Source organism: Cohnella sp. SGD-V74 (genome assembly GCF_003001675.1).
Taxonomy (GTDB): domain Bacteria; phylum Bacillota; class Bacilli; order Paenibacillales; family Paenibacillaceae; genus Cohnella.
The window spans coordinates 160,749-181,612 of the sequence record NZ_PVYW01000017.1 but is presented as its reverse complement, the minus strand read 5'-3'; the positions used below and the strand labels follow the sequence as shown (position 1 = coordinate 181,612).

General features: G+C 58.6%; 16 protein-coding genes. 12 read left to right on the top strand and 4 right to left on the bottom strand.

The features are described 5' to 3' along the window. Window positions 1–204: 204 nt before the first annotated feature. The 4 genes from alr to B0G52_RS24175 all read left to right on the top strand — a co-directional run bounded on the left by alr (window position 205) and on the right by B0G52_RS24175 (window position 3,476). The gene (gene alr, locus B0G52_RS24190) at window positions 205–1,386 is read left to right on the top strand and encodes an alanine racemase (protein ID WP_094048009.1); all 1,182 of its coding nucleotides are present in this window, start codon (window positions 205–207) and stop codon (window positions 1,384–1,386) included. Between the two features lie 126 nt (window positions 1,387–1,512). Continuing rightward, on the top strand, window positions 1,513–1,794 hold the full coding sequence (locus B0G52_RS24185) for a CopG family ribbon-helix-helix protein (protein WP_094048007.1): 282 nt from the start codon (window positions 1,513–1,515) through the stop codon (window positions 1,792–1,794). A gap of 3 nt (window positions 1,795–1,797) precedes the next feature. Continuing rightward, on the top strand, window positions 1,798–2,148 hold the full coding sequence (locus tag B0G52_RS24180; RefSeq protein WP_094048005.1) for a type II toxin-antitoxin system PemK/MazF family toxin: 351 nt from the start codon (window positions 1,798–1,800) through the stop codon (window positions 2,146–2,148). A 92-nt stretch (window positions 2,149–2,240) separates the two neighbouring features. Beyond that, on the top strand, window positions 2,241–3,476 hold the full coding sequence (locus B0G52_RS24175) for an aminopeptidase (protein ID WP_094048003.1): 1,236 nt from the start codon (window positions 2,241–2,243) through the stop codon (window positions 3,474–3,476). Window positions 3,477–3,727: 251 nt separating this feature from the next. Here B0G52_RS24175 and B0G52_RS24170 read toward each other — a convergent pair whose 3' ends face one another. After that, on the bottom strand, window positions 3,728–5,698 hold the full coding sequence (locus B0G52_RS24170; protein ID WP_158223845.1) for an AraC family transcriptional regulator: 1,971 nt from the start codon (window positions 5,696–5,698) through the stop codon (window positions 3,728–3,730). Between the two features lie 179 nt (window positions 5,699–5,877). Here B0G52_RS24170 and B0G52_RS24165 point away from each other — a divergent pair, with 179 nt between their 5' ends. After that, entirely contained in the window at window positions 5,878–8,070 is a 2,193-nt protein-coding gene (locus tag B0G52_RS24165; protein ID WP_094047999.1) for a Tex family protein, read from the top strand. Between the two features lie 121 nt (window positions 8,071–8,191). After that, a complete protein-coding gene (locus B0G52_RS24160) occupies window positions 8,192–8,656 on the top strand; it encodes an RrF2 family transcriptional regulator (protein ID WP_094047997.1) in 465 nt (154 codons plus the stop codon). 103 nt (window positions 8,657–8,759) lie between these two features. Here the strand turns inward: B0G52_RS24160 and B0G52_RS24155 are convergent, their stop codons facing one another. Then, complete coding sequence (locus B0G52_RS24155; protein WP_094048083.1) at window positions 8,760–11,645, bottom strand: glycoside hydrolase family 3 protein; 2,886 nt, start codon at window positions 11,643–11,645, stop codon at window positions 8,760–8,762. Between the two features lie 271 nt (window positions 11,646–11,916). Here B0G52_RS24155 and B0G52_RS24150 point away from each other — a divergent pair, with 271 nt between their 5' ends. The 6 genes from B0G52_RS24150 (at window position 11,917) to B0G52_RS24125 (ending at window position 20,029) form a co-directional block, all read left to right on the top strand. Further along, window positions 11,917–13,719 carry a sensor histidine kinase gene (locus B0G52_RS24150; RefSeq protein WP_094047995.1) on the top strand — a complete coding sequence of 601 codons (1,803 nt, stop codon included), beginning with the start codon at window positions 11,917–11,919 and terminating at the stop codon, window positions 13,717–13,719. Beyond that, on the top strand, window positions 13,694–15,208 hold the full coding sequence (locus B0G52_RS24145) for a response regulator (RefSeq protein ID WP_094047992.1): 1,515 nt from the start codon (window positions 13,694–13,696) through the stop codon (window positions 15,206–15,208). The genes B0G52_RS24150 and B0G52_RS24145 overlap by 26 nt, the downstream gene beginning before the upstream one ends. Window positions 15,209–15,444: 236 nt before the next feature. After that, window positions 15,445–16,410: an ABC transporter permease gene (locus tag B0G52_RS24140; RefSeq protein ID WP_094047991.1), complete on the top strand. Its 966-nt coding sequence runs from the start codon at window positions 15,445–15,447 to the stop codon at window positions 16,408–16,410. An 11-nt stretch (window positions 16,411–16,421) separates the two neighbouring features. Then, entirely contained in the window at window positions 16,422–17,327 is a 906-nt protein-coding gene (locus B0G52_RS24135; RefSeq protein WP_094047989.1) for a carbohydrate ABC transporter permease, read from the top strand. A gap of 107 nt (window positions 17,328–17,434) precedes the next feature. Continuing rightward, entirely contained in the window at window positions 17,435–19,162 is a 1,728-nt protein-coding gene (locus B0G52_RS24130; protein ID WP_094047987.1) for an ABC transporter substrate-binding protein, read from the top strand. Between the two features lie 210 nt (window positions 19,163–19,372). Then, on the top strand, window positions 19,373–20,029 hold the full coding sequence (locus tag B0G52_RS24125; protein ID WP_094047985.1) for a nitroreductase family protein: 657 nt from the start codon (window positions 19,373–19,375) through the stop codon (window positions 20,027–20,029). Window positions 20,030–20,190: 161 nt separating this feature from the next. On the opposite strand, the gene cmpA is transcribed toward B0G52_RS24125, so the two are convergent. Together cmpA and B0G52_RS24115 are read right to left on the bottom strand one after the other, a co-directional pair. Then, window positions 20,191–20,340, bottom strand: a complete 150-nt coding sequence (cmpA, locus tag B0G52_RS24120; protein WP_094047983.1) for a cortex morphogenetic protein CmpA — start codon at window positions 20,338–20,340, stop codon at window positions 20,191–20,193. Between the two features lie 91 nt (window positions 20,341–20,431). Further along, window positions 20,432–20,788, bottom strand: coding sequence for a hydrolase/acyltransferase (locus B0G52_RS24115; protein ID WP_094047981.1), 357 nt, complete (start codon window positions 20,786–20,788; stop codon window positions 20,432–20,434). Window positions 20,789–20,864 lie beyond the last annotated feature (76 nt).

Below are 20,864 nucleotides of genomic sequence, written 5' to 3'. Positions count from 1 at the left end.
AAAAGCGCAACGGGCTGTCCCGCCGGCCGTCGAGAGACGGCCGCGGACAGCCCGGTTTTAATCGGCGGCCCGGTTCCGGCTTCTCTCCGCGGCTTCACGGCTTCATGGCAAAGGTTGCCTGCCCGAATATCGTTGACAGTCCTCCGTTAGCCCGGTAACATTGATTTATTGCAGTTTTTGCGCAGCAGGGTAGGTGAACGGTCCGTGGACTGTTATTACCGGCCGACCGTGGCCGAGATTTCCCTTGACGCCCTTGACCACAACATCGGAGCGTTCCGCGAACATTTGGCCCCCGGCACGAAGCTGCTGGCTTCGGTCAAAGCGAACGCTTACGGGCATGGAGCGACGGAGATCGCAAGAAGAGCGGTAGCGGCGGGCGTCGATTATTTGGGCGTCGCGTTTCTGGATGAAGCTTTGCAGCTCCGGAGAGCGGGAATCGCCGCTCCGATTCTGGTGCTGGGCTATACGCCTCCATCGGGGTATTCGAAGGCAAGGGAACAAGGAATTACGTTAACGTTGTATCGCGACGATATGCTGGAAGCGGCGGCGGATCTGCCGGCTTCCGGACGCAAGCTGAAAATCCATGTGAAAATCGATTCGGGCATGGGTCGTCTCGGCCTGCTTCCGGGTCGGGCGGCGGAGCAGTTTCTGGAGCGCGCGTTCGCGCTGCCCCAGGTGGAAGTCGAAGGGCTCTACACCCATTTCGCCCGCGCGGACGAGACGGACAAAGCGTATACGAGAATGCAGCTGGAGCGCTTCGCCTCCGTGTCCGATTACGCGCGCCGGGCGGGAATGCCGATCGCCATCGTCCATTCGGGCAACAGCGCGGCGGGAATCGATCTGCCGGAACACACGGGCGGTATGCTTCGGCTCGGCATCAGCATGTACGGCCTGTATCCGAGCAACGAGGTCAAGGCGAACGCCGTCGCGCTGAAGCCGGTCCTGTCGCTGAAAACGTCGGTCGTGCACGTCAAGGAACTGGGGGCGGGAGAAGGAATCAGCTACGGCACCCGCTATTTCACCCAGGGCTGCGAAACGATCGGCACGCTGCCGATCGGCTATGCCGACGGCTTCAGCCGGATGCTGAGCGGCAAGGCGGAGGCTCTCGTGCGAGGGCGCCGGGTTCCGGTGCTCGGGACGATCTGCATGGATCAATGCATGATTCGCCTGAACGACGCTTTCGTCCAAGGAGAGCCGGATTTCAAGCCGGGAGAAGAAGTCGTGCTTATCGGCCGCCAGGGCGGCGAAGTCATCTCCGCGGAGGAAGTGGCGGATAAGCTGGGAACGATCAATTACGAGCTGACCTGCATGCTGGCCGCGCGGGTTCCGAGAGTGTACGTCAGCGGCGGAGAGGTCGTATCGGTCGTCAATCCGCTCCTTGGTTAATATTGGATGTGAATTTTGGCCGGCTTCGGCAGGAATGTCGGCGTCCGATCTCGAATAATTCTTACCAGACTCATGCATACTGGAAAAAAGGGTGCTTGTTGGAAAATCTTTGGGGGTGTCCGTTCGGTGGCCAATTTACACAATACGAAACGCATTATGATCAGTCTTCCGGATCATTTGCTGCGCGAAGTCGACTTCGTCGTCGCCAAGGAAAACACCAACCGCAGCGAGATCATACGCCAGGCGATGAAGCATTACCTGGTCGATCGCAAGAAGCGGCTGATTCGCGACGCGATGCAGCGCGGGTATTTGGAAATGGCTAAAATCAATCTGCACATGGCATCGGAAGCGTTCCATGCGGAAGAAGATGCGGACAACATACTGGGTCGCCTCGTAAGCGGGGTGTAAACGTTGATCGTGAAACGCGGGGATGTGTTCTATGCGGATTTGTCGCCGGTCGTAGGCTCGGAGCAGGGCGGAGTGCGCCCGGTTTTGATCATTCAGAACGATATCGGGAACCGGTTCAGCCCGACGGTGATTATCGCGGCCATAACGGCGCAAATCCAGAAGGCGAAGCTGCCGACCCACGTTGAAATCGAAGCGAAAACCCATGGCATGGAGCGGGATTCCGTCATTCTGCTCGAACAGATCCGCACGATCGACAAACAGCGGTTGACGGACAAAATCACGCATTTGGACGACGAGACGATGCACAAGGTGAACGACGCCTTGCAGATCAGCGTCGGCCTTATCGACTTTTAAAAGCGGAAATTCGGACAGGAACTGCCTGGGTTCGGGCGGTTGCCTGTCGTTTTTGTGATTTCTAATCCAGAGGAAAACGGAGCGTGTCGTACATGGCGGATTTGGCGAAACAATTGGATAAATACGCGGAATTGATCGTTCGCGTAGGCGTTAACGTGCAGAAGGGCCAGGAGGTATTCATGATCGCCTCGATCGAGATCGCCGAGCTGGTGCGCCGCGTGGCGGCGCAAGCCTACGAGGCGGGCGCGAGCAACGTCCACGTCGACTGGTCGGACGAAGCGCTGTCCCGACTGAAATACGAGAAGGCGGCGGACGACGTGTTTACCCGTTTCCCGGAATGGGAGACGGCGAAGAGGAATGATTTTGTCGCGCGCGGCGCGGCCTTCATCTCCTTCTCCTCCCCGAATCCGGACTTGCTGAGGGGCATCGATCCTTCCCGCATCGGCCATTACCAGAAAGCGGCGGGCCAAGGGCTGACCGAGTTCAGAAGAGCGATTCAATCGGACAAGGTGAGCTGGACCGTCGTTGCGGCGTCGACGAAGGATTGGGCGGTCAAAGTGTTTCCGGACAGCGCGTCGGAGCAGGAAGCGGTCGACAAGTTGTGGACGGCGATCTTCTCCGCGGTGCGCCTCGACGCGGCCGATCCGGTGAAGGACTGGGCGGAGCACGATGCCAATCTGCACAAGAAGAGCGACTGGCTGAACGAGAACCGGTTCGCCAAGCTGCATTACCGCGCCCCAGGCACCGATCTGACGATCGAGCTGCCGGAGAAGCACCTCTGGGTGGCGGCGAGCAGCATCAACGAGAACGGCGTGCCGTTCATGGCGAACATGCCGACAGAGGAAGTGTTCACCGTGCCGCTGAAGACGGGCGTGAACGGTTACGTCTCCAGCACGAAGCCGCTCAGCCACGGCGGCAACCTGATCGACGGCTTTAAGCTGACGTTCGAGAACGGACGCATCGTCGGCGTGGAGGCGGAGCAGGGCGAGGAGAACTTGCGCCAGCTCGTCGAGACGGATGACGGCGCGCATTACTTGGGCGAAGTGGCGCTCGTGCCGCATGAATCCCCGATCTCGCAATCGAACGTGCTGTTCCTGAACACGCTGTTCGACGAGAACGCGTCGAACCATCTGGCGATCGGCAGCGGGTACGCCTTCAACGTGGAGGGCGGCAAGAAGATGACGCCCGAGGAGCTGGCCGCAGCCGGCGTCAATTCGAGCATCGTGCACGTCGACTTCATGATCGGCTCCGCCGACATGGACATCGACGGCGTTCGCGCCGACGGCACGGTCGTCCCGGTATTCCGCAAGGGCAACTGGGCGTTCTGAGCTGAGGCGGACGCACGACGAATAGAAACGGCGTTGTCCCATAGCGGGGCGTGCAAGATTATCGATGAAAAAAGAGTGGCATCTATCTCCTGGAGACTGCCTCATACGGTCCTGAAATTACCCTGTCACGGGTTTACCATTTCAAATTTCAGGATCGTATAGCATCGGAAGGAGATAGATGCCCGTTACCATGCATCCATCGATAATCGTTCGGTACGACTCATTTTATTTATAGGACAGTCTCGTTTCGATTATTGCGCGGCATTCGCTGTTGCCCGCTCGTCCATCATGTCGGCAATGTCCTCGATCTGCCCCATGACCGAGATCGGATCGGAGAAATAGAAGCGGTAGCCGTCGATTTCGTACAGTTGATTGCTTTTGACCGCCGGCAGCGTTCCCCAGATCGAGTCGCCGGCGTAGTCGAACGTCTCGTTCTTGGCGTTCACCGCCATGAAAATATGCTCTCCGGCATACTTGTCCACCACTTCGCTCGAAATCCTCAGCCAGCCTACCTTCGGATCTATGTCTTTTACGACGTTCTCGTTCATCGGCATGCCGAGCTCTCCGTGAATGGTTTTCCCGGTATAGGCGCTTCCGTAAAGGGTAACCTCCTTGATGATGCCTCCGTCGAACACGGTTACCGTCTCTCCGTCTTTCAAGTGAGTCTTCACCCGTTCCTTCGCAGCCGCCAGCTTGTCCTCGAACGTTGTCAACCAGGACGAAGCGTCCTCCTGCTTGCCCAGAACCTCGCTCAGTTGCTTCACTTGCTCGCGGACGTTGGAGTTATTTTCGAGGTAGACGGTCGGGGCGATCTTGGAATACGCCTCATATTTGTCGGCATCTCCCGTAACGATAAGATCGGGATTAAGGCCAACGATAGCTTCCAGATTGTCGGATATGTCGGCGATTCCCGCGACCTGGTCTTCCAGGTAAGGGTTCTCCAGGAACATTCGGTTGGTTCCTGCAGGCTTCACGCCCAGCGCCAACAAGTAGCCCAAATAGAAATCGGTAACGACCCGCTGCGGTTCGGTAGGAACCTCGACCTCTCCCATCGGCGTCGCCACCAGCCGCGTGCTTGGTTCGCGGGCAGAATCGCCGGAGTCGGTCGCTCCCGAAGACGCTTGGGACGGGGATGCGCCGGGAGACGCGCTGGGAGTTGCATCGTTAGCGGCGTTGCTGCCGCAGCCTCCGATCAGCAGACCGAAAGCAAGCAGCAGGCTGGCCGGTACCATCATCGAATTTTTGAACATATTTGCAGACCCTCCGCTTTCATGTTGACAATGATTCTCATTATCACGATTAGCAATATAGCATGGCTGCTGAGGGTCGACAATGGGATTTCTCCCTTCCGATAATGTAACATCCTCCTGTTGAAGCAATTTGCGGTACCGCTGCGGGGACATCCCCTTGTGCTTTTTGAAGGCGTTGCTGAAATAGTAGGCGTCCTGGTACCCGATCGCGGATGCGATCGTTCGCAGCGGAAGCTTCGTCTCGGCGAGAAGTTCGCACGCCTTGTGAATCCGCAAGCGAATGAGACAATCGATTGGGCCGCGATTCAACACCTGCTTGAAACAATTGGAGAGATGGCCGGGGCTTCGGTTGACCGCAAGCGCGAGCGTATCCAGCGTATGAGGTTCGGAATAATGCTTAAGCATGTATTCCAGAGTCATTGTGACCAGTTCGGCAGGACTCGTCGCCTTGGACGGCGCGGGTCCGCAATGATACTGCTCCAATGCGTGGGACAGCCATTGATAGAAAACGCCTTTGAGCTGCAGCGATGCCGGCTGTTCCGGGAGATCCGGGAGCAGGCTCAGCCTGAGCATCTCGGCGAGGAGATCGTAGAGGGCCACCGGTTGATGGGGAATCACGGAGTAGACCGCTTCGAATGGATTGCATTTATCCAGCAGTGGGAGCAAATCTTCAGGCAACGGTGTCTCCAGGTCGGCTTCGTAGCCCGCGATAATAAACTCGGCGCCGTCTATTCCGGCGTTGACCTCGCAATAGCTTTTGCCGGGCGCATGAATAATGTGGATGTTGTTCGCTGAATAGGTACGCCGATTCAATATAATCAAAGCGTTGCCTCTGCTCATGCAGAGGAAGCTGCCGGATCGGAAGGAGAAAGAACTGCGTCCTCCGGGTTTTAGAGTCATCTTGCGAACTTCGATATGCCGAATATGGACGAGATTCCATAGCCGGATATGTTCGTTCAGGCGCAGCAGCATGACAGCACCCCCGCTTCTTCTGTGATTTATAGTATCCAGCATAGAAGGCAATCCATCGTTCGGTCAACTGCGCAAGGCAAGTCTTCGAGGTTGCCGGTCATACTTCGTTAAGCTTGCCTAACGGAGCGCGGAACGACATAATAAAAGGATGCACAAATAGCTGCGGGGGGCACGAATCGATGAGTGTGGGGAACGAGAACGCGATACAGAATGCGGTACAGAATGCGCAAGAAAGAATGATCAAGCAGATCGCGGGCGAGCTCGGGCTTGGCTTGGGCCAGGTGCGAACGGTCGCGGCTTTGCTGGACGACGGGAATACGATTCCTTTTATCGCCCGATACCGTAAAGAAATGACCGGGGAGCTCGACGAGGTGCAGCTTCGCGCGATCGACGACCGCCGCACGTACCTGAAAGGGCTGGAGGACCGCAAAGGCGAAGTCATTCGCCTGATCGAGGAGCAGGGCAAGCTGACTCCCGAGCTGCAAGCGGCCATCGAGAAGGCGGTTAAGCTGCAGGAGGTCGAGGATCTGTACCGGCCGTACCGGCAGAAGCGCAAGACGAGGGCAAGCGTCGCCAAGGAGCGCGGCCTGGAGCCGCTCGCGTTGTGGCTGCTGTCGCAGCCGAGACAGGGCGACCTGCGGGCGGAAGCGGCGAAATACATAGACGCGGAGAAGGGCGTCGGTACCGTTGAGGAAGCGATCCAGGGCGCCTCGGACATCGTGGCGGAAGGGCTGGCCGACGATGCCGGCATCCGGCGCTGGGTGCGCAAGTTCACGTGGGATCAAGGCGTGCTGATCAGCAAAGCGAAGGACGCGGAAGCGGAGTCCGTCTATGAAATGTACTATCAATATTCGGAGCCGGTCCGGCGTCTGCCGCCGCATCGGGTGCTGGCGATCAATCGGGGCGAGCGAGAGGAGTTTCTGGGCGTCTCGATTGACGTGCCGGCCGACCGGATCGTGGACGAGATCAACCGCAGGACGATCAAGGGGCCGGGTCCCGCTCGGGACACGCTGGCTGCCGCGGCGGAAGACGCGTACAAGCGGCTGATCGCTCCGTCGATCGAACGGGAGCTGCGGGGAGAGCTGACGGAGAAAGCGGAGGAGCATGCCATCGGCATTTTCTCGGAAAATCTGCGCAATCTGCTGCTCCAGCCGCCCGTCAAAGGGAGAGTCGTGCTCGGCGTCGATCCGGCGTACCGGACCGGGTGCAAGCTGGCCGTCGTCGACGATACGGGCAAGCTGCTGGAAGTGGCGGTCACGTACCCGACTCCTCCTCACAACAAGAAAGCGGAGGCGGAAGTCGTCTTCCGGCGGTTGATCAATCAATACGGAGTCGGGCTGATCGTCATCGGCAACGGCACGGGATCGAGGGAGACCGAGCAGTTCGCGGTTGGAATCATCAAAGCGATGCCCGAGCGCGACCTGCAATATTTGATCGTAAACGAGGCCGGTGCGAGCGTCTACTCGGCGTCCAAGCTGGCCGCGGAGGAGTTCCCGGATCTGGACGTGTCGGAGCGCAGCGCCGTCTCCATCGCCCGCCGTCTGCAGGACCCTCTCGCCGAGCTGGTGAAGATCGAGCCGAAAGCGATCGGCGTCGGCCAATATCAGCACGACGTGACGCAGAAGAGGCTGGACGAGAGCCTAACCGGAGTTGTAGAATCGGCGGTTAACCACGTCGGAGTGGACGTCAATACGGCTTCTCCTTCGCTGCTCTCCTACGTATCCGGCATCAACGCGACGATGGCGCGCAATATCGTGAAGCTGCGCGAGGAGAAGGGCAAGTTCACGGAGCGTTCGCAAATCCAGAAGGTGCCGCGCCTCGGCGCGAAAACGTTCGAACAGTGCGCGGGTTTCCTGCGGATCTCGGACGGAGCGAATCCGCTCGACCGGACGCCGATTCACCCCGAGTCGTACGCCGTGGTCGGCAAGCTGTTCAAGGAGCTCGGGCTGAAGCTGACGGATATCGGCACGGAAGAGCTGAAGGCGAAGCTGGCCGAGGTGCGTCTGGAGGACGTGTCGGAGCGGCTCGGCGTCGGCATCCCGACGCTGCGCGACATCGTGGACAGCTTGCAGCGTCCGGGACGGGATCCGCGCGACGAGCTACCGCCTCCGATCTTCCATACGGACGTGCTCGATATCGAGGATTTGAAGCCGGGAATGGAACTGCAAGGGACGGTGCGCAACGTCGTCGATTTCGGCGCTTTCGTCGATATCGGCATCAAGAACGACGGGCTCGTGCACATTTCCCAGATCAGCAACAAATTCGTCAAGCATCCGACCGAAGTGGTCGCCGTCGGTGATACGGTCACCGTATGGGTGCTCGGCGTCGATCTGAAGAAAGGCCGAGTGAGCTTGACGATGCGTCAGCCGTAAAGAACGGAAAGGCTCCGGCCGCTTGGAAGCCAGGCGGCCGGAGCTTTTTGCGAAAAGCATGATTTGCCTCTTGCTCCGGGGGAAGCAATCCGGTACAATTCAAGCAATTGGAGGCGATTGCATGAATCCGGAGAAGTGCGTCGGTTCCTACCATCCCAAGTGGTTCGGGCTGGCGCTGCAGGCGCTTGTGGTCCTCTCGAAGGATTGCATACGCACCTGTCCGAGCGCGGAGCTCGCCAAGATGCTGCAGTCGGAAGCGACTTTGCTCCGACGCATTCTGTCCCTTCTGGCGAAGGGCGGCATTCTGGAAACTCGCGAAGGTCGGGACGGCGGATACCGATTAAGAAGAGATCCGAATTCGATCACGCTGGCCGAGGTGTTCTCGGTTCTTCAAGTTGCCGACCCTCTATGCTCGGGCATTCGGGAGACGGCGGGCGATCACGCCTTCGGCAAGGAGATGAACGTGATTTTCGCCGAGGTGACGGGCGAGATGGATCGCGCCATTTTGCTTGTGCTGGAACGCTACACGATCGGACAGATCGCCGAACGCGCCGGCAGTTTCGCGAGCGCGGCGGCGGATAAATAAGTAGGACAAGACAAATTGGATGGGAAACCTCCAGTAGAAACTAGAAAATAACCCTTTCCGTGGCGCGAACCTGGGAGGGTTATTTTCGTTTTCCTAAATAAGCTTAAGCGAATCTGAACCAGCTCAAGGCCATTCCTTCGCCGAGCGAGAGGGTTATGTCATACCGTCCAGACGGTACGGAGACCGGGCAAACTAATGTGCGCCAGCCATGCGTATTCGCCGGCTCCGGAGCGCCAGCTGGATCTTCGCCAGCCCCGAAGGCGGCACCCCCGTTCGGCCCGCCGGGCAAGCTTTCGACGGCTGCGAATTCGGCAATCCCGTCCGGTCCGTCGAGCCGAAGTCCGACACGGCCGTCCGGATCTCCCGCGATACGCGCCTCGAACTGAACGATCCCGCCCCGGAACAACGCATCCTCAAACCGCAGCCACGCGCCCGGCTTGGCGACCACGGCGGTGCCTCCCTCCGCGCACTCGTCCAAGTAAACTTCGGAGCAATCGTCGTAATTCATCGCGCGAGTACGCAGAGTCGGATCGCGCGGAGGCACCGTTTCCCCGATGACGTCTAGCGTCGTCTCCAGCCTCCAATCCGCCGAAGAAGGACCGGCGGCCAGCGTCCATTGCGCGGTCTCGACGCACCAGCGATCGCGGGTCACGTCCCAGAACGCCAAGTCCAATGCGGCTATGCGGAACGATACGGTAATAGAGCCGCCAGCAGGGATGCGCACGCGCTTAAACGCGAGCAATTGCCGGATCGGGCGCTTCACCCGTGACGAACGGGCCGCTCCATAGAGCTGGACGACTTCGTCGCTGTCGATGCATCCTTCGTTGCGAACCTCGACCTCGACGCCGACCGAGCCGCCTTCCCGCACTTCTCCCGACTCGAGACGGAGTTCCGTATAGCGGAACTCCGCATACGTCAGTCCGTGACCGAACGGGAACTCGGGCTCTCCGTCAAAGTAGCGGTACGTGCGCTGCCCTCGGATCAAGTCGTACTCCATGATGTCGGGAAGCTGCTCGACCGACCGGTGCCATGTCATGTTCAGCCTTCCTGCAGGGGAGACGTCGCCGAACAGGACGTCGGCGATCGCATTGCCCAGTTCGGGACCGGCATGGGAGGTGTACAGAACGGCTTTCGCCAGTTCCTTCGCCTTGCCGAGCGCGAACGGATAGCTGCCGACGATAACGACGATCGTGTTGGGATTGGCTTCGGCCGTCGCGCGAATCAGCTCAAGCTGCGCTTCGGGCAGCTCCAATCCGGGCCGATCGATCGTCTCCTTGCCGTTGACGAGCGGATGGTTGCCGACGAACACGACGGCGGCTTCCGCCTCGCTCGCCGCTTCCCGCGCTTCCTGCAAGCCGTCGGTCGCCAGCTCCGCGTTGAACAGCGCCGGGCGAATCGCTGCGACGTCGGACCGCATGCGCTCCGACGCGCCGTGCTCCTCCGGAGACCCCAGCGTCGAACGTTCCTCCGCTTCGGCTCCATCGACGGTCAGCAGACCGGCGTCCTCCCCGTCTCCGGCAACGCCCACGGCTGCGTCATTCCAAGTTCGCAAGCGCCAGCGCTCGCCATCCGCGCAGCGGTCGATGAGGAATGTCTCCTTGGTGAACCAGCCGAAAATTTCCCTCGAATCAGCCGTCAGATGCGCATCGTCCGTCGTTACGTACAGCCCCGTGCTTGCGGCGACGAGCGTATGCGAGCGCCAGCCCCAATCCGCGACGGCGAACGTTTCCGCCTGCACGGCCGAACTGTCGGCGGCCAGCTTGCCGTCCTCGCGTATGCGAACGTATCGCCCGTTCACGGACAGCCGCACGCGGTCGATTCCCTCCGCATAAGTGACGCTGCCTCCGGACGTTTCCTGGCGCGAGCGGATTCCCTCAAGCGGAGTGACCGTATACGGCAGAGTCCCGCTGTACCAGTCCCGATAGACGATGTCGGCCAGCGGCCCGATGACGGCGATACGGGGGCCCGAACGAGCCGACCCGTCAGACTCCCTCGCTCGACCCGACCCAACCGACAGAGGAAGAGAGCCGTCGTTTTTCAGCAGCACGACGTTTTTGCGAGCCGCCTCCAGCGATACGGCGCGGTGTTCCGGCGCGAGAATGGCCGACTCGCCGATCGAGGCGTAAGGGTTGCGCTCCGGAGGATCGAATTCGCCGAGCCGCATCCGCACGCGGAACGTGTTGCGAAGGGCGTTGTCGAGATCGCTCTCCTCCAGCAGTCCTTCCTTCAGCGCGTCGCGGATCGCCTGCTTCACGATATCGTGGTCGTCGGTAATACTGTCGATGCCGGCCCGGATTGAGGCCGCAACCGCTTGCTTGTAATCCGGCACGTATTTGTGGTCGTTCACCGTCCCGAGCACGTCCCCGGCATCGCTGACGACGAACCCGTCCATGCCCCACTCCCGCTTGACGACTCCGTTAATGTCCGGATTCAGGTTGGCGGGCACGCCGTTGACGGAGTTGTACGACGTCATCATCGACTGCGCGCCGCCTTCGCGGAACGGAATCTCGAACGCCTTCAAGTAGGACTCGCGCATATTGCGAGGGTCGATGCTGACGGACCGTTCGCCGCGCCCGACCTCGTTGTTGTTGCCGATAAAATGCTTCGGAGACGCGACAGCGCGCAGGTAAAAAGGGTGATCCCCCTGGATGCCGCGCACGAGCGCCGCCGCCATTTTTCCCGCGTGAATCGGATCTTCGCCGTAGCCCTCGTCCGTGCGGCCCCACCGCGGGTCGCGCAGCAGATCCACGGTCGGCGCCCACAGCGTCAGTCCGTGCAGAGCCGGATCGCGCGCGAAGAAGCCTCTCGCCTCCGTACCGATTACTCGGCCCACCTCTCGCAGCAGCTCTTCGTCCCAGGTACACGCCAGGCCGAATGGCTGCGGGAACGCGGTCGCTTCCCCAAGCCACGCGATCCCGTGCGCTGCCTCGGTGCCGTGTTTGTATTTCGCGATGCCGAGGCGGGGAACCTCGTCTTGATATTGGCACATCTGGTTGATTTTCTCGCCTAACGTCAGTCGGCTTACTAAATCCCGGACGCGGGTCTCCAAAGGGAGGTCTGGATTGCGGAACGGATAGTCGGTTGCGGACAAGGAAGTTCCTCCATTTCGACGGCGCAAGCCGATAGTTTCCGTTCATTCTATCATTCCGGCAAGGCTCGCAATACCCGGAACATTCGACATAAAATCATATGAACATCAGGAAACCGCTTGCATTGTTCCGAACGCTCGCCTATAACTAGTAGTGAAAGGGGGAGGGCCGATGAAGGGATACGCCAGAAGATTCAACGACATGAAACTGCGCAACAAAATGGTGTGGTCGTATATGCTTTTCTTCATCCTTCCCTTCATGATCGTAGGGCTTTTCGTCGTTCACGAATTTCGTCAGACCGCGCTGACACGGGCGACCGAGCAGTCGGAAAGCACGGTGGAACGGGTCAAAAGCCGCGTGCAGGAGATGCTCGGCGTGCCGATGCTGCTCTCCAACCAGCTTTCGGTGGATACCGATATGGAGGACATCGCGACGACGCGTTACCAGAACGTTTTCCAGGTCGTGGACGCTTACTGGAGCTATACCAAATTCAAAGTATTTCTCGATTTCAATTCCGAGATCACGAGGGTCAAAGTGTACGCGGATAACCCGACGCTCATCGACAACTGGGAATTCACCCCGCTCGACGCCAAAACGCAGCAGACGTTCTGGTACCAAGCGGCGATCGCCCAGACCGGAAGGCTGGGCTGGTATTACTTCCCGAACGAATCGCGATCCTCGTCCAGCATGCTCAGTCTCGTTCGCAGCGTCTATTTTCAGAAAACCCGCTCGGTCGGCTTGCTGCAGGTCGACGTCAATACGAACGAGCTGAATGCGATTATGGCGCAGGAGGAACCGGAGATCGCGCTGGCCGACGAACGCGGGGTCGTCGTCGCTTCCAACCGTCCCGGCATGATCGGCAAGAAGCTGAACGAGCTGGATTGGGGGGAGCAGATCGCTTCTCTGGAACCGGGCAAGTACGAGCTGGCGGTCGGCGGAGTCAGCTCCCAGGTGATCGTCGACGCGCTTAAGCCGGAGAACAGCTACAACGGGCTTAAAGTCGTCTCCGTCTTTCCGGTGGAGAGCATCATGAAAGAGGCGAACCGGATCAGCACGATCGGCTTTCAAATTATGACCGTCGTGTTCGTCGTCTCGCTCGTCCTGATCTACTCGATCTGCACCGTGCTCACGAACCGGCTGCTTAAATTCAGCAAACAGATCAATAAAGTGTCGATGGGCAATTTCAATACGGAGCTGACCGTGGACGGCAGCGACGAGATCGGGCAGATCAAACGGCAGTTCAATCAGATGGTCGGCAGCATTCGCGAACTGATGGACGAGGTCCAATCCTCCCACGAGCAGACCCGCGAGCTGGAGCGCAAGCAGAACGAGATCAAGCTGAAGATGCTCGCGAGCCAGATCAATCCCCACTTCTTGTACAACGCGCTGGAGTCGATCCGGATGAAGGCGCATTTGAAGGGGGAAAAGGAGATTTCCCAGACGGTGAAAATGCTGGGCAAGCTCATGAGGAAAAACCTGGAGCTGACCGGCAAAGAAATCGCGCTGGCCGAGGAGTTCGAGATTTTGCGGTGTTATCTGGAAATCCAGAAGTTCCGGCACGAAGACCGGCTCGATTACGAGCTTCATCTCGATCCTTCCGTGGAGAGGGCGTCCCTGCTGCCTCTCCTGATCCAGCCGCTCGTCGAAAATTCGGTCGTGCACGGACTGGAGAGAGCGGTGGAGGGAGGCACGGTCGTCGTGAGAGCATACCCGGAGGGCGAGCTTCTGCGGGTCGTCGTCGAAGACGACGGCATCGGGATGTCCGCGGCGAAGCGCGAGGACGTGCTTCGCTCGCTCGCGAGCCAGGAAGCGGACAGGATCGGCCTTCATAACATCCAGCACAGGCTGGTTATGACATACGGAGAGCGTTCGGGGCTGACGATCGAGAGCGAAGAACATCGGGGAACGCGCATCAGCTTTTGCATTCCATTGGAGAGGGGGACGGAACATGTATCGGGTCATGATCGTGGATGACGAGCCGTTAATCAGGGAGGGACTTCGGACGATCATCGATTGGCAGGAGCACGGCTTCCAAGTGACGGAGGCGGCAGCCGACGCGCTGGAAGCGCTTCGGAAGCTTCCCGAAGCCGCGCCCCAGCTGATGATCGTGGACATTCGCATGCCGGGAATGGACGGCCTGCAATTGCTGCGCAGCGTTCAGGAGAAGTGTCGTCCTTGCCCGCGGTTTCTTATTCTGAGCGGGCATGCGGATTTCGAATACGCGCGCGAGGCGCTGAAGCTGAAGGTGGACGGCTACTTGCTCAAGCCGATCGACGAGGATGAGCTGGCCAAGCATCTGGAGCAGGTCAAGCGCGCTCTGCAGGAGGAACGCGCGGAAGCGGCGGGAAGATGGGGGCGGGAGAACGCCATCCAGAAGCTGCTGTCCGGGGAAGGGGATGCCGGGGGCACCGCGCCCGACCTGAATTGGCCGTCTTACGAGGTGCTGCTCGTCAAGCTGCTGAGCCGAGGCGAACCGGACGCTTCGGCGGTGGCCCGCATCAAGCGGAGACTGACGGAGAAGCTCGATCAGTCGGACGAAGGGATCGTGTTCTCCGCGGAGCCGTATCTCGGCATCGTGCTGAAGGAAGCGTCCAACCGGTCGTCGACCGGGAGCAAGGTGTATCGCCTGATCGCCGAAGCGTGCGAAGGGACGGATTTCGACGTCGCGTCCGGCGGGGCGGTTAAGACGTCGGCGGAACTGGTCCGGTCGTTCGAGAAGGCGCGGGAGCTGATGAAGCGCCGGTTTCTGTTCGCCGGCGGGAGCATCGTCTTCGACGAACCGAAGCTGCCGGACGGCGCGGCGGACGCGACCGCCGCGACCGAACTGGAGGAGAAGCTGCTCCTCTCGCTCGACGCGGCGAACCCCGATGTCGCCGAAGCGGCGCTGCGCCGGCTCGGCGCGGTCTGGCTGGGAGCGGGCGCGTCCGAGCAGGAGGTCAAGACCGGCTTCGCGGCGCGAATGTCGGCAGCTTTGTCCAAGCTGGCGCAGTCCCGCCCGGAAATTCGCGAATACGTGCAATCGCTCGATTCGGAGCTGGCTTCGCTGTCCGAGGAGTATCGGTATGAGCGGCTGATCGCCCGCCTGGCCTCGATCTGCGGCAAGGCGGCGGAGAAGCTGAGCGTCGCCGGAGCCGGGCCCGACAAGCAGGTGCAGCGCATGATCGAGCTGATCCACCGCAACAGCGCGGACAACTTGAAGCTGGAGGCGCTGGCCGAGGTGCTGGGCTACAACAGCTCGTATCTCGGCAAGCTGTTCAAGAACGCCACGGGCGATTATTTCAACACCTACCTGGACAAGGTCAGAATCGAGAAAGCGAAGGAAATGCTCCGCAAAGGCATGAAGGTGTACCAGGTCGCGGAGCAGGTCGGCTATGCGAACGTCGATTATTTTCATGCCAAATTCCGCAAATACGTAGGCTTGTCTCCCGTCGCATACCGCAAAAACGCCGCCGAATCCCGCTGAGGAACGGCCGAGCGAGGGCGGCGCGAGCAGCAGGCTGACTCCCGGGCCGTTACGGCGACCCGAGAGTCGGCCTTTTCTTTTTCTGCACGTTTGCGTTCGGGACTTGTACATATCGGATTTTCACGTGTCCGATTTTCGCGACCTCTAATTTTCATATGATTATTCAACGAATCCTCCGTGTAGCGGAAAGAATGCGTTTTCATTATGATGGATTCATACAGCAGGGAGGGAAACACATGAAAGCGATGCCCGATCATCAACCGGCCGCGCAACCGCTTGCAGCGCCCGGCAAGGGAGGCGCGCTCCGCCGCGCGTTCAGGAACCGGTACTTGTACTTAATGTCGCTGCCCTTCGTCGCCTGGGCGTTCGTCTTCACTTATTTGCCTTTGTGGGGATGGTTGATGGCGTTCCAGAAGTACAATCCGAAGCTCGCGGTATGGGAGCGCGATTGGGTCGGCTTCGACAACTTCAGAATGCTGTTCCAGGACGAAACGTTCTATCTGGTCATGCGCAACACGCTTGCGATGAGCGTGATGTCCTTGATCGCGGGATTTACGATTCCGATCGTGTTCGCGCTTCTGCTCAACGAAGTGAAGAACATGGCGTTCAAGAAAACGGCGCAGACGATTTCCTATTTGCCCCATTTCGTATCCTGGGCGGTCGTCGCGGGCATCGTATCGAAGATGCTGTCGACGGACAACGGCGCGGTCAACGATTTCCTGATGTGGACGGGCCTGCTGAACGAGCCGGTTCAGTGGCTGGCGAAGGGAGAATATTTCTGGGGCATCGTCACGTTGTCGGACGTCTGGAAGGAAACGGGCTGGAACGCGATCATCTACTTGGCCGCGATGGCCGGAGTCGCTCCGGAGCTGTACGAGGCGGCCAAGGTTGACGGAGCGAGCCGATTAAGGCAGATGTGGCACATCACGTTGCCCGGCATTCGCCCGACGATCATTATCCTGATGATTTTGTCGATCGGCAACCTGATCAACATCGGATTCGAGAAGCAATTCCTGCTCGGCAACAATCTCGTCGTCGATTACTCGAAGGTGCTCGATCTGTACGCGCTGGAATACGGCATCAAGATCAACCGGATCTCGTTCGCGACGGCGATCAACATGTTCAACTCGGTCGTCGCGGTGCTTCTGCTCTTCACGGCGAACGGACTGTTCAAGCGCTTCACGAAAGAAAGCGTATTCTAGGAGGGGACACCATGAACGCTCGCGCCATTCGCAGAGGCGTCCCCGGATCCGAACGGATCGTCGACGCTCTCATCTACGCCGTCCTTATCGTTACGTCGATCGTCACGCTTTATCCTTTTCTCAACGTGCTGGCCATTTCGCTGAACGATTCGACTGACAGCGTGCGGGGAGGCATTACGATTTTCCCCCGGCAGTTCACGCTCGAAAACTATAAAGCGATCTTCACGTACGACACGCTGGCCACCGGATTCAAAATTTCGCTGCTGCGAACGCTCGTCGGCTCCTTGCTCGGCTTGATCAGCGCGTCGATGATCGCGTACACGCTGGCGCGGCGGGATTTTCAAGGACGCAAATTCGTGTCGACGTACTTGGCCATCACGATGTACGTGACCGCGGGACTCATTCCTTTCTACATTCTGATCAAAGATTTGAACATGATGAACACGTTCGCGGTCTATGTTCTTCCCGGCATCGTCAGCGCGTTTAACGTGTTCGTCGTCCGGTCGTTCATGGACGGCATTCCGTACGAAGTGCAGGAATCGGCCAAAATCGACGGCGCCAACGACTTCACGATCTACTGGCGGATCATTCTCCCGATGACGAAGCCCGCGCTCGCCACGATCGGCCTGTTCCTGGCGGTCGGCCAATGGAACGCGTGGTTCGACACTTATCTGTACAACGGCTCGAGCGAGCATCTGACGACGCTGCAATACGAGCTCGTCAAAGTGCTGCAGAGCACGACGAACAACTCGGGCGACTACCGCACGCAGAACATGACCCAGGTCATGTCGACCGTGTCCCCGGACTCGGTCAAGATGGCGATTACGATTTTCGTCTCGGTGCCGATTCTGCTCGTGTATCCGTTCCTGCAGCGCTACTTTGTCAAAGGCTTGACGCTCGGTTCGGTCAAAGGCTGAGCCATACGCTCCGCGCCTTTTTCCGAAGCGGATTTGAAACCGGTATCAGCGGGCCAGCCCCGTTATACGCATATTGCATTCGTACATTATCGAGGAGGGTATACAACATGGCAACAAAGAGAAAATGGCCGAGCCTGATGCTGAGCGCGGCGCTTGTGTCCGGCTTGTTGGCCGCTTGCGGCAACAACGACAAGGAATCGTCCAGCCCGAGCGCTTCCCCGAGCGCACCGAGTTCGAGTTCGGCGTCCGCTTCCCCGTCGGAGGAGAAGCTTCAACCGCTTACGCTCACCTATTACAGCGAAGACGTTAACCCGAACTGGGCGAACATGCAGGACGATCTCGGAAAAGCGATCACGGAGAAAACGGGCATTTCGCTCAAGGCGGAATTCGCCGTCGGCGACGCCGTGCAGAAGTCGGCGCTCATCGCCTCCAGCGGCGATTATCCGGACCTCATCAGCGCGAAAACGAGCATCAGCAAGTTCGTCGACGCGGGCGCCGTCCTCGACCTGACCGATTTGATCGAGCAGCACGCTCCGAATCTGAAGAAGCTGTTCGAAGGTCAGATGAACCGGCTGAAATACAGCGAGTCGGATCAGTCGATCTACGTCATTCCGTCCTACGACGGCATCAACCAACAATATTTCGAAGCCGGCGGGGGCATGCAGCTTCAGCATCGCGTTGTCAAGGAGCTCGGCTACCCGACGATTCGCACGGTCAAGGACTTCGAGAACGCAATCAAAGCCTATCTGGAGAAATACCCTAAGGACGCGAACGGCAACCCGAACATCGGTCTCTCGCTCATCGCCGAGGACTGGCGGATGTACATCGGCGTCACGAACCCCGCGTTCGCGTCGACGGGAGGTTCCGACGACGGAGAATATTACGTGGACATCGATACGCACGAAGTGACGTACCACTTCCGCCGGCCGATAGAAAAAGAGTACTTCCGTTGGCTGAATCACATGAACGCCGAAGGTCTGCTCGACAGAGAATCGTTCGTTCAGAAGTACGACCAATACAAGGCGAAAATCGCAACCGGGCGCGTGCTCGGCCTGATCGACCAGAAGTGGAGCTTCGACGACGGTCAGAAAGCGCTGAAAGCGGAAGGCAAGATGGACCAAGCTTACGGTCACTATCCGGTCACGCTGTCGGAAGAGTACAAACATACGGCATTCTGGCCGACGGGCTTCACGGGAGGCTCCGGCGTCGCGATCTCGGTCGACAATCCGGACCCGGTGCGCACGATCAAGTTCCTGGACTACCTGGCTTCCGACGAAGGTCAAGTGCTCGTAAACTGGGGAATCGAAGGCAAGCATTACAACGTCGAGAACGGCAAGCGCGTCATTCCGGCCGAAGTGAACGACCGCAAAGTGAACGACGCCATCAACTTCCAGAAAGAAACCGGAATTGGCAACTATAATTTGCTCAGCGCCCACTACGGCGACGGCGTTCAGGACTCGACCGGCAACTACTTCACGACGAGATTCCCGGAACAGCTCATCAACGATTACAGCGACGTGGAGAAGGAAGTTCTCTCCGCTTACGGCGCGACGATCTGGAAGGACCTGTTCCCGAAAGAGGAAGAGTTCAAGATGAAGCCGTGGGGCGCGCTCTGGAACATTCCGATTCCGAGCGAGAGCGATCTGGTCGTGTTGGAAGAGAAACTTAAGAACATTACCTGGAAACGCATTCCGGAGGCGATTCTCGCCAAGCCTGAGCAATTCGACGCGCTCTGGGACAAATATTTGCAGGAAATCGAAGCCGCAGGAGTCGAGAAAGCCGAACAGCTTCGGCAGCAGCTTCTGAACGAACGTCTGGCTCTGTGGGGTTCGTGATATAAAGGTAGGCGCCTCGCGACCGGTCTTTCCGACCGGCTCGCGAGGCTTTTTGCGCGTGCTTATCGGGACGGCAATTCCCAGGAGCGCCGACATATTGACAATCGAATTGAAGAAGAATATACTGTGCATTATTCGAAACAGTTTCAAACCTATAACTGTGCTAATGATTGCACAATTAACTTTTTTAAGAAAACGGAGGAAATACCCATGTCAACTACGCAAGCGGTGCAGACCCAGACTCCGAGCTATGCCGAAGTCGTTCAAGGACGCCGTTCGGTTCGCCATTACGACCCGTCCTTTACCATCTCCAGAGACGAATTGAAGGACTTGTTCGCCGAAGCGCTTAAAGCTCCCTCCTCTTCCAACCTCCAGCCTTGGCGTTTTCTCGTAATCGACTCTCCGGAGCTTAAGCAGAAGCTGCTGCCGATCGCGAACAACCAGCAGCAGGTTGTCGACGCTTCGGCCGTCATCGCCGTTCTGGGCGACGTGGAAAGCTACAAGCTGGGGGAAACGATCTACAATCGGGCTTACGAAGCCGGTTATATGCCGGAAGCGACCAGGGACATGTTCATCGCCAATTCCACGAAAATCTACGGCAACCTGCCGCCTGAAATCGCGCGCAAAATCGTCTACACCGACGGAGGGCTCGTCTCCATGCAGATTATGCTGTCGGCCAAGGCAAGAGGCTACGATACCGTTCCTATGGGCGGTTACAACGCGCAGAAGTTCGTGGAGGAGTTCAAGATCGGGGAGCGTTATGTGCCGATCATGCTGATCGCCATCGGCAAAGCCGCCCAGGAAGGCCATCCTTCGGTTCGGCTTACGGTGGACGAGGTCGTCAGATGGAATGAATTCGATTTTTAAACGATTCAGCAAGTATAAAATTCGCTATCCTTATCTGAATCGTCTCCGACAAAACACATTCACCGTCCTGAGGACGACGAAGGCGTTTTTGCTTGGCTACGCTAAAAAAGGATCTCTCCGTTCGCCGCTCGTCGGCTGCGGAGGATCCTTTTTTCGTGAATTCAAGGGGTGGAGCCTGCGGTATCTTTCGTATCCTTGGATTTGTCGGGTTTGCCCCGATAATAAAACCAGCAATCGTTCAGCAGACGGATCTGCCTGCGGTCTTTCTTCTGAAAAGCGGACATTAACTGGTTGCAAAGCCATTGAGGCATTGAAAATCGTCCTCCTCCCATCTCATGCTGTATTGCTAGCATATGGGATTGGGCGGATGACCGTGCAGGTCCGAATCGGATTTGTGCTGGGCTAGAGCAGATCCTCTTCCTCGTACCACTGCTCCAGTTGCGCTTGAAGAGCGCGGATCTCGGTCAGCAGCGCGATCAGCGGATAGGAGCCTTCGCGAATCGAAGCGAATGTGCGCTCCAGCTCGTTCACGTAATGCAATCCCCCGATCGGAGATTGCTTCTCGTCGAGCAGATCGAGCGCGCGAAATTCGGCTATCGCTCTCGGCAGGTTCGGCACGTTGTCCGCGGTCAGCTTGGACAGCTCTTTATGAAGGCGCAGATTCAAGGCGCTTAGCTGGTAAGCGTGGGAAGCGGGCATCTCGACGAAATCGAGATTTCCTTGCTCGTGCTGCAGAAGAACGTAGGACATTTCAGGCATGTAACGCAGTCTCCCCTCAACCATTTCTACTTGACAGTGTAGCCCAATACGGGGCTACAATTCAAGTAGGCCAAGC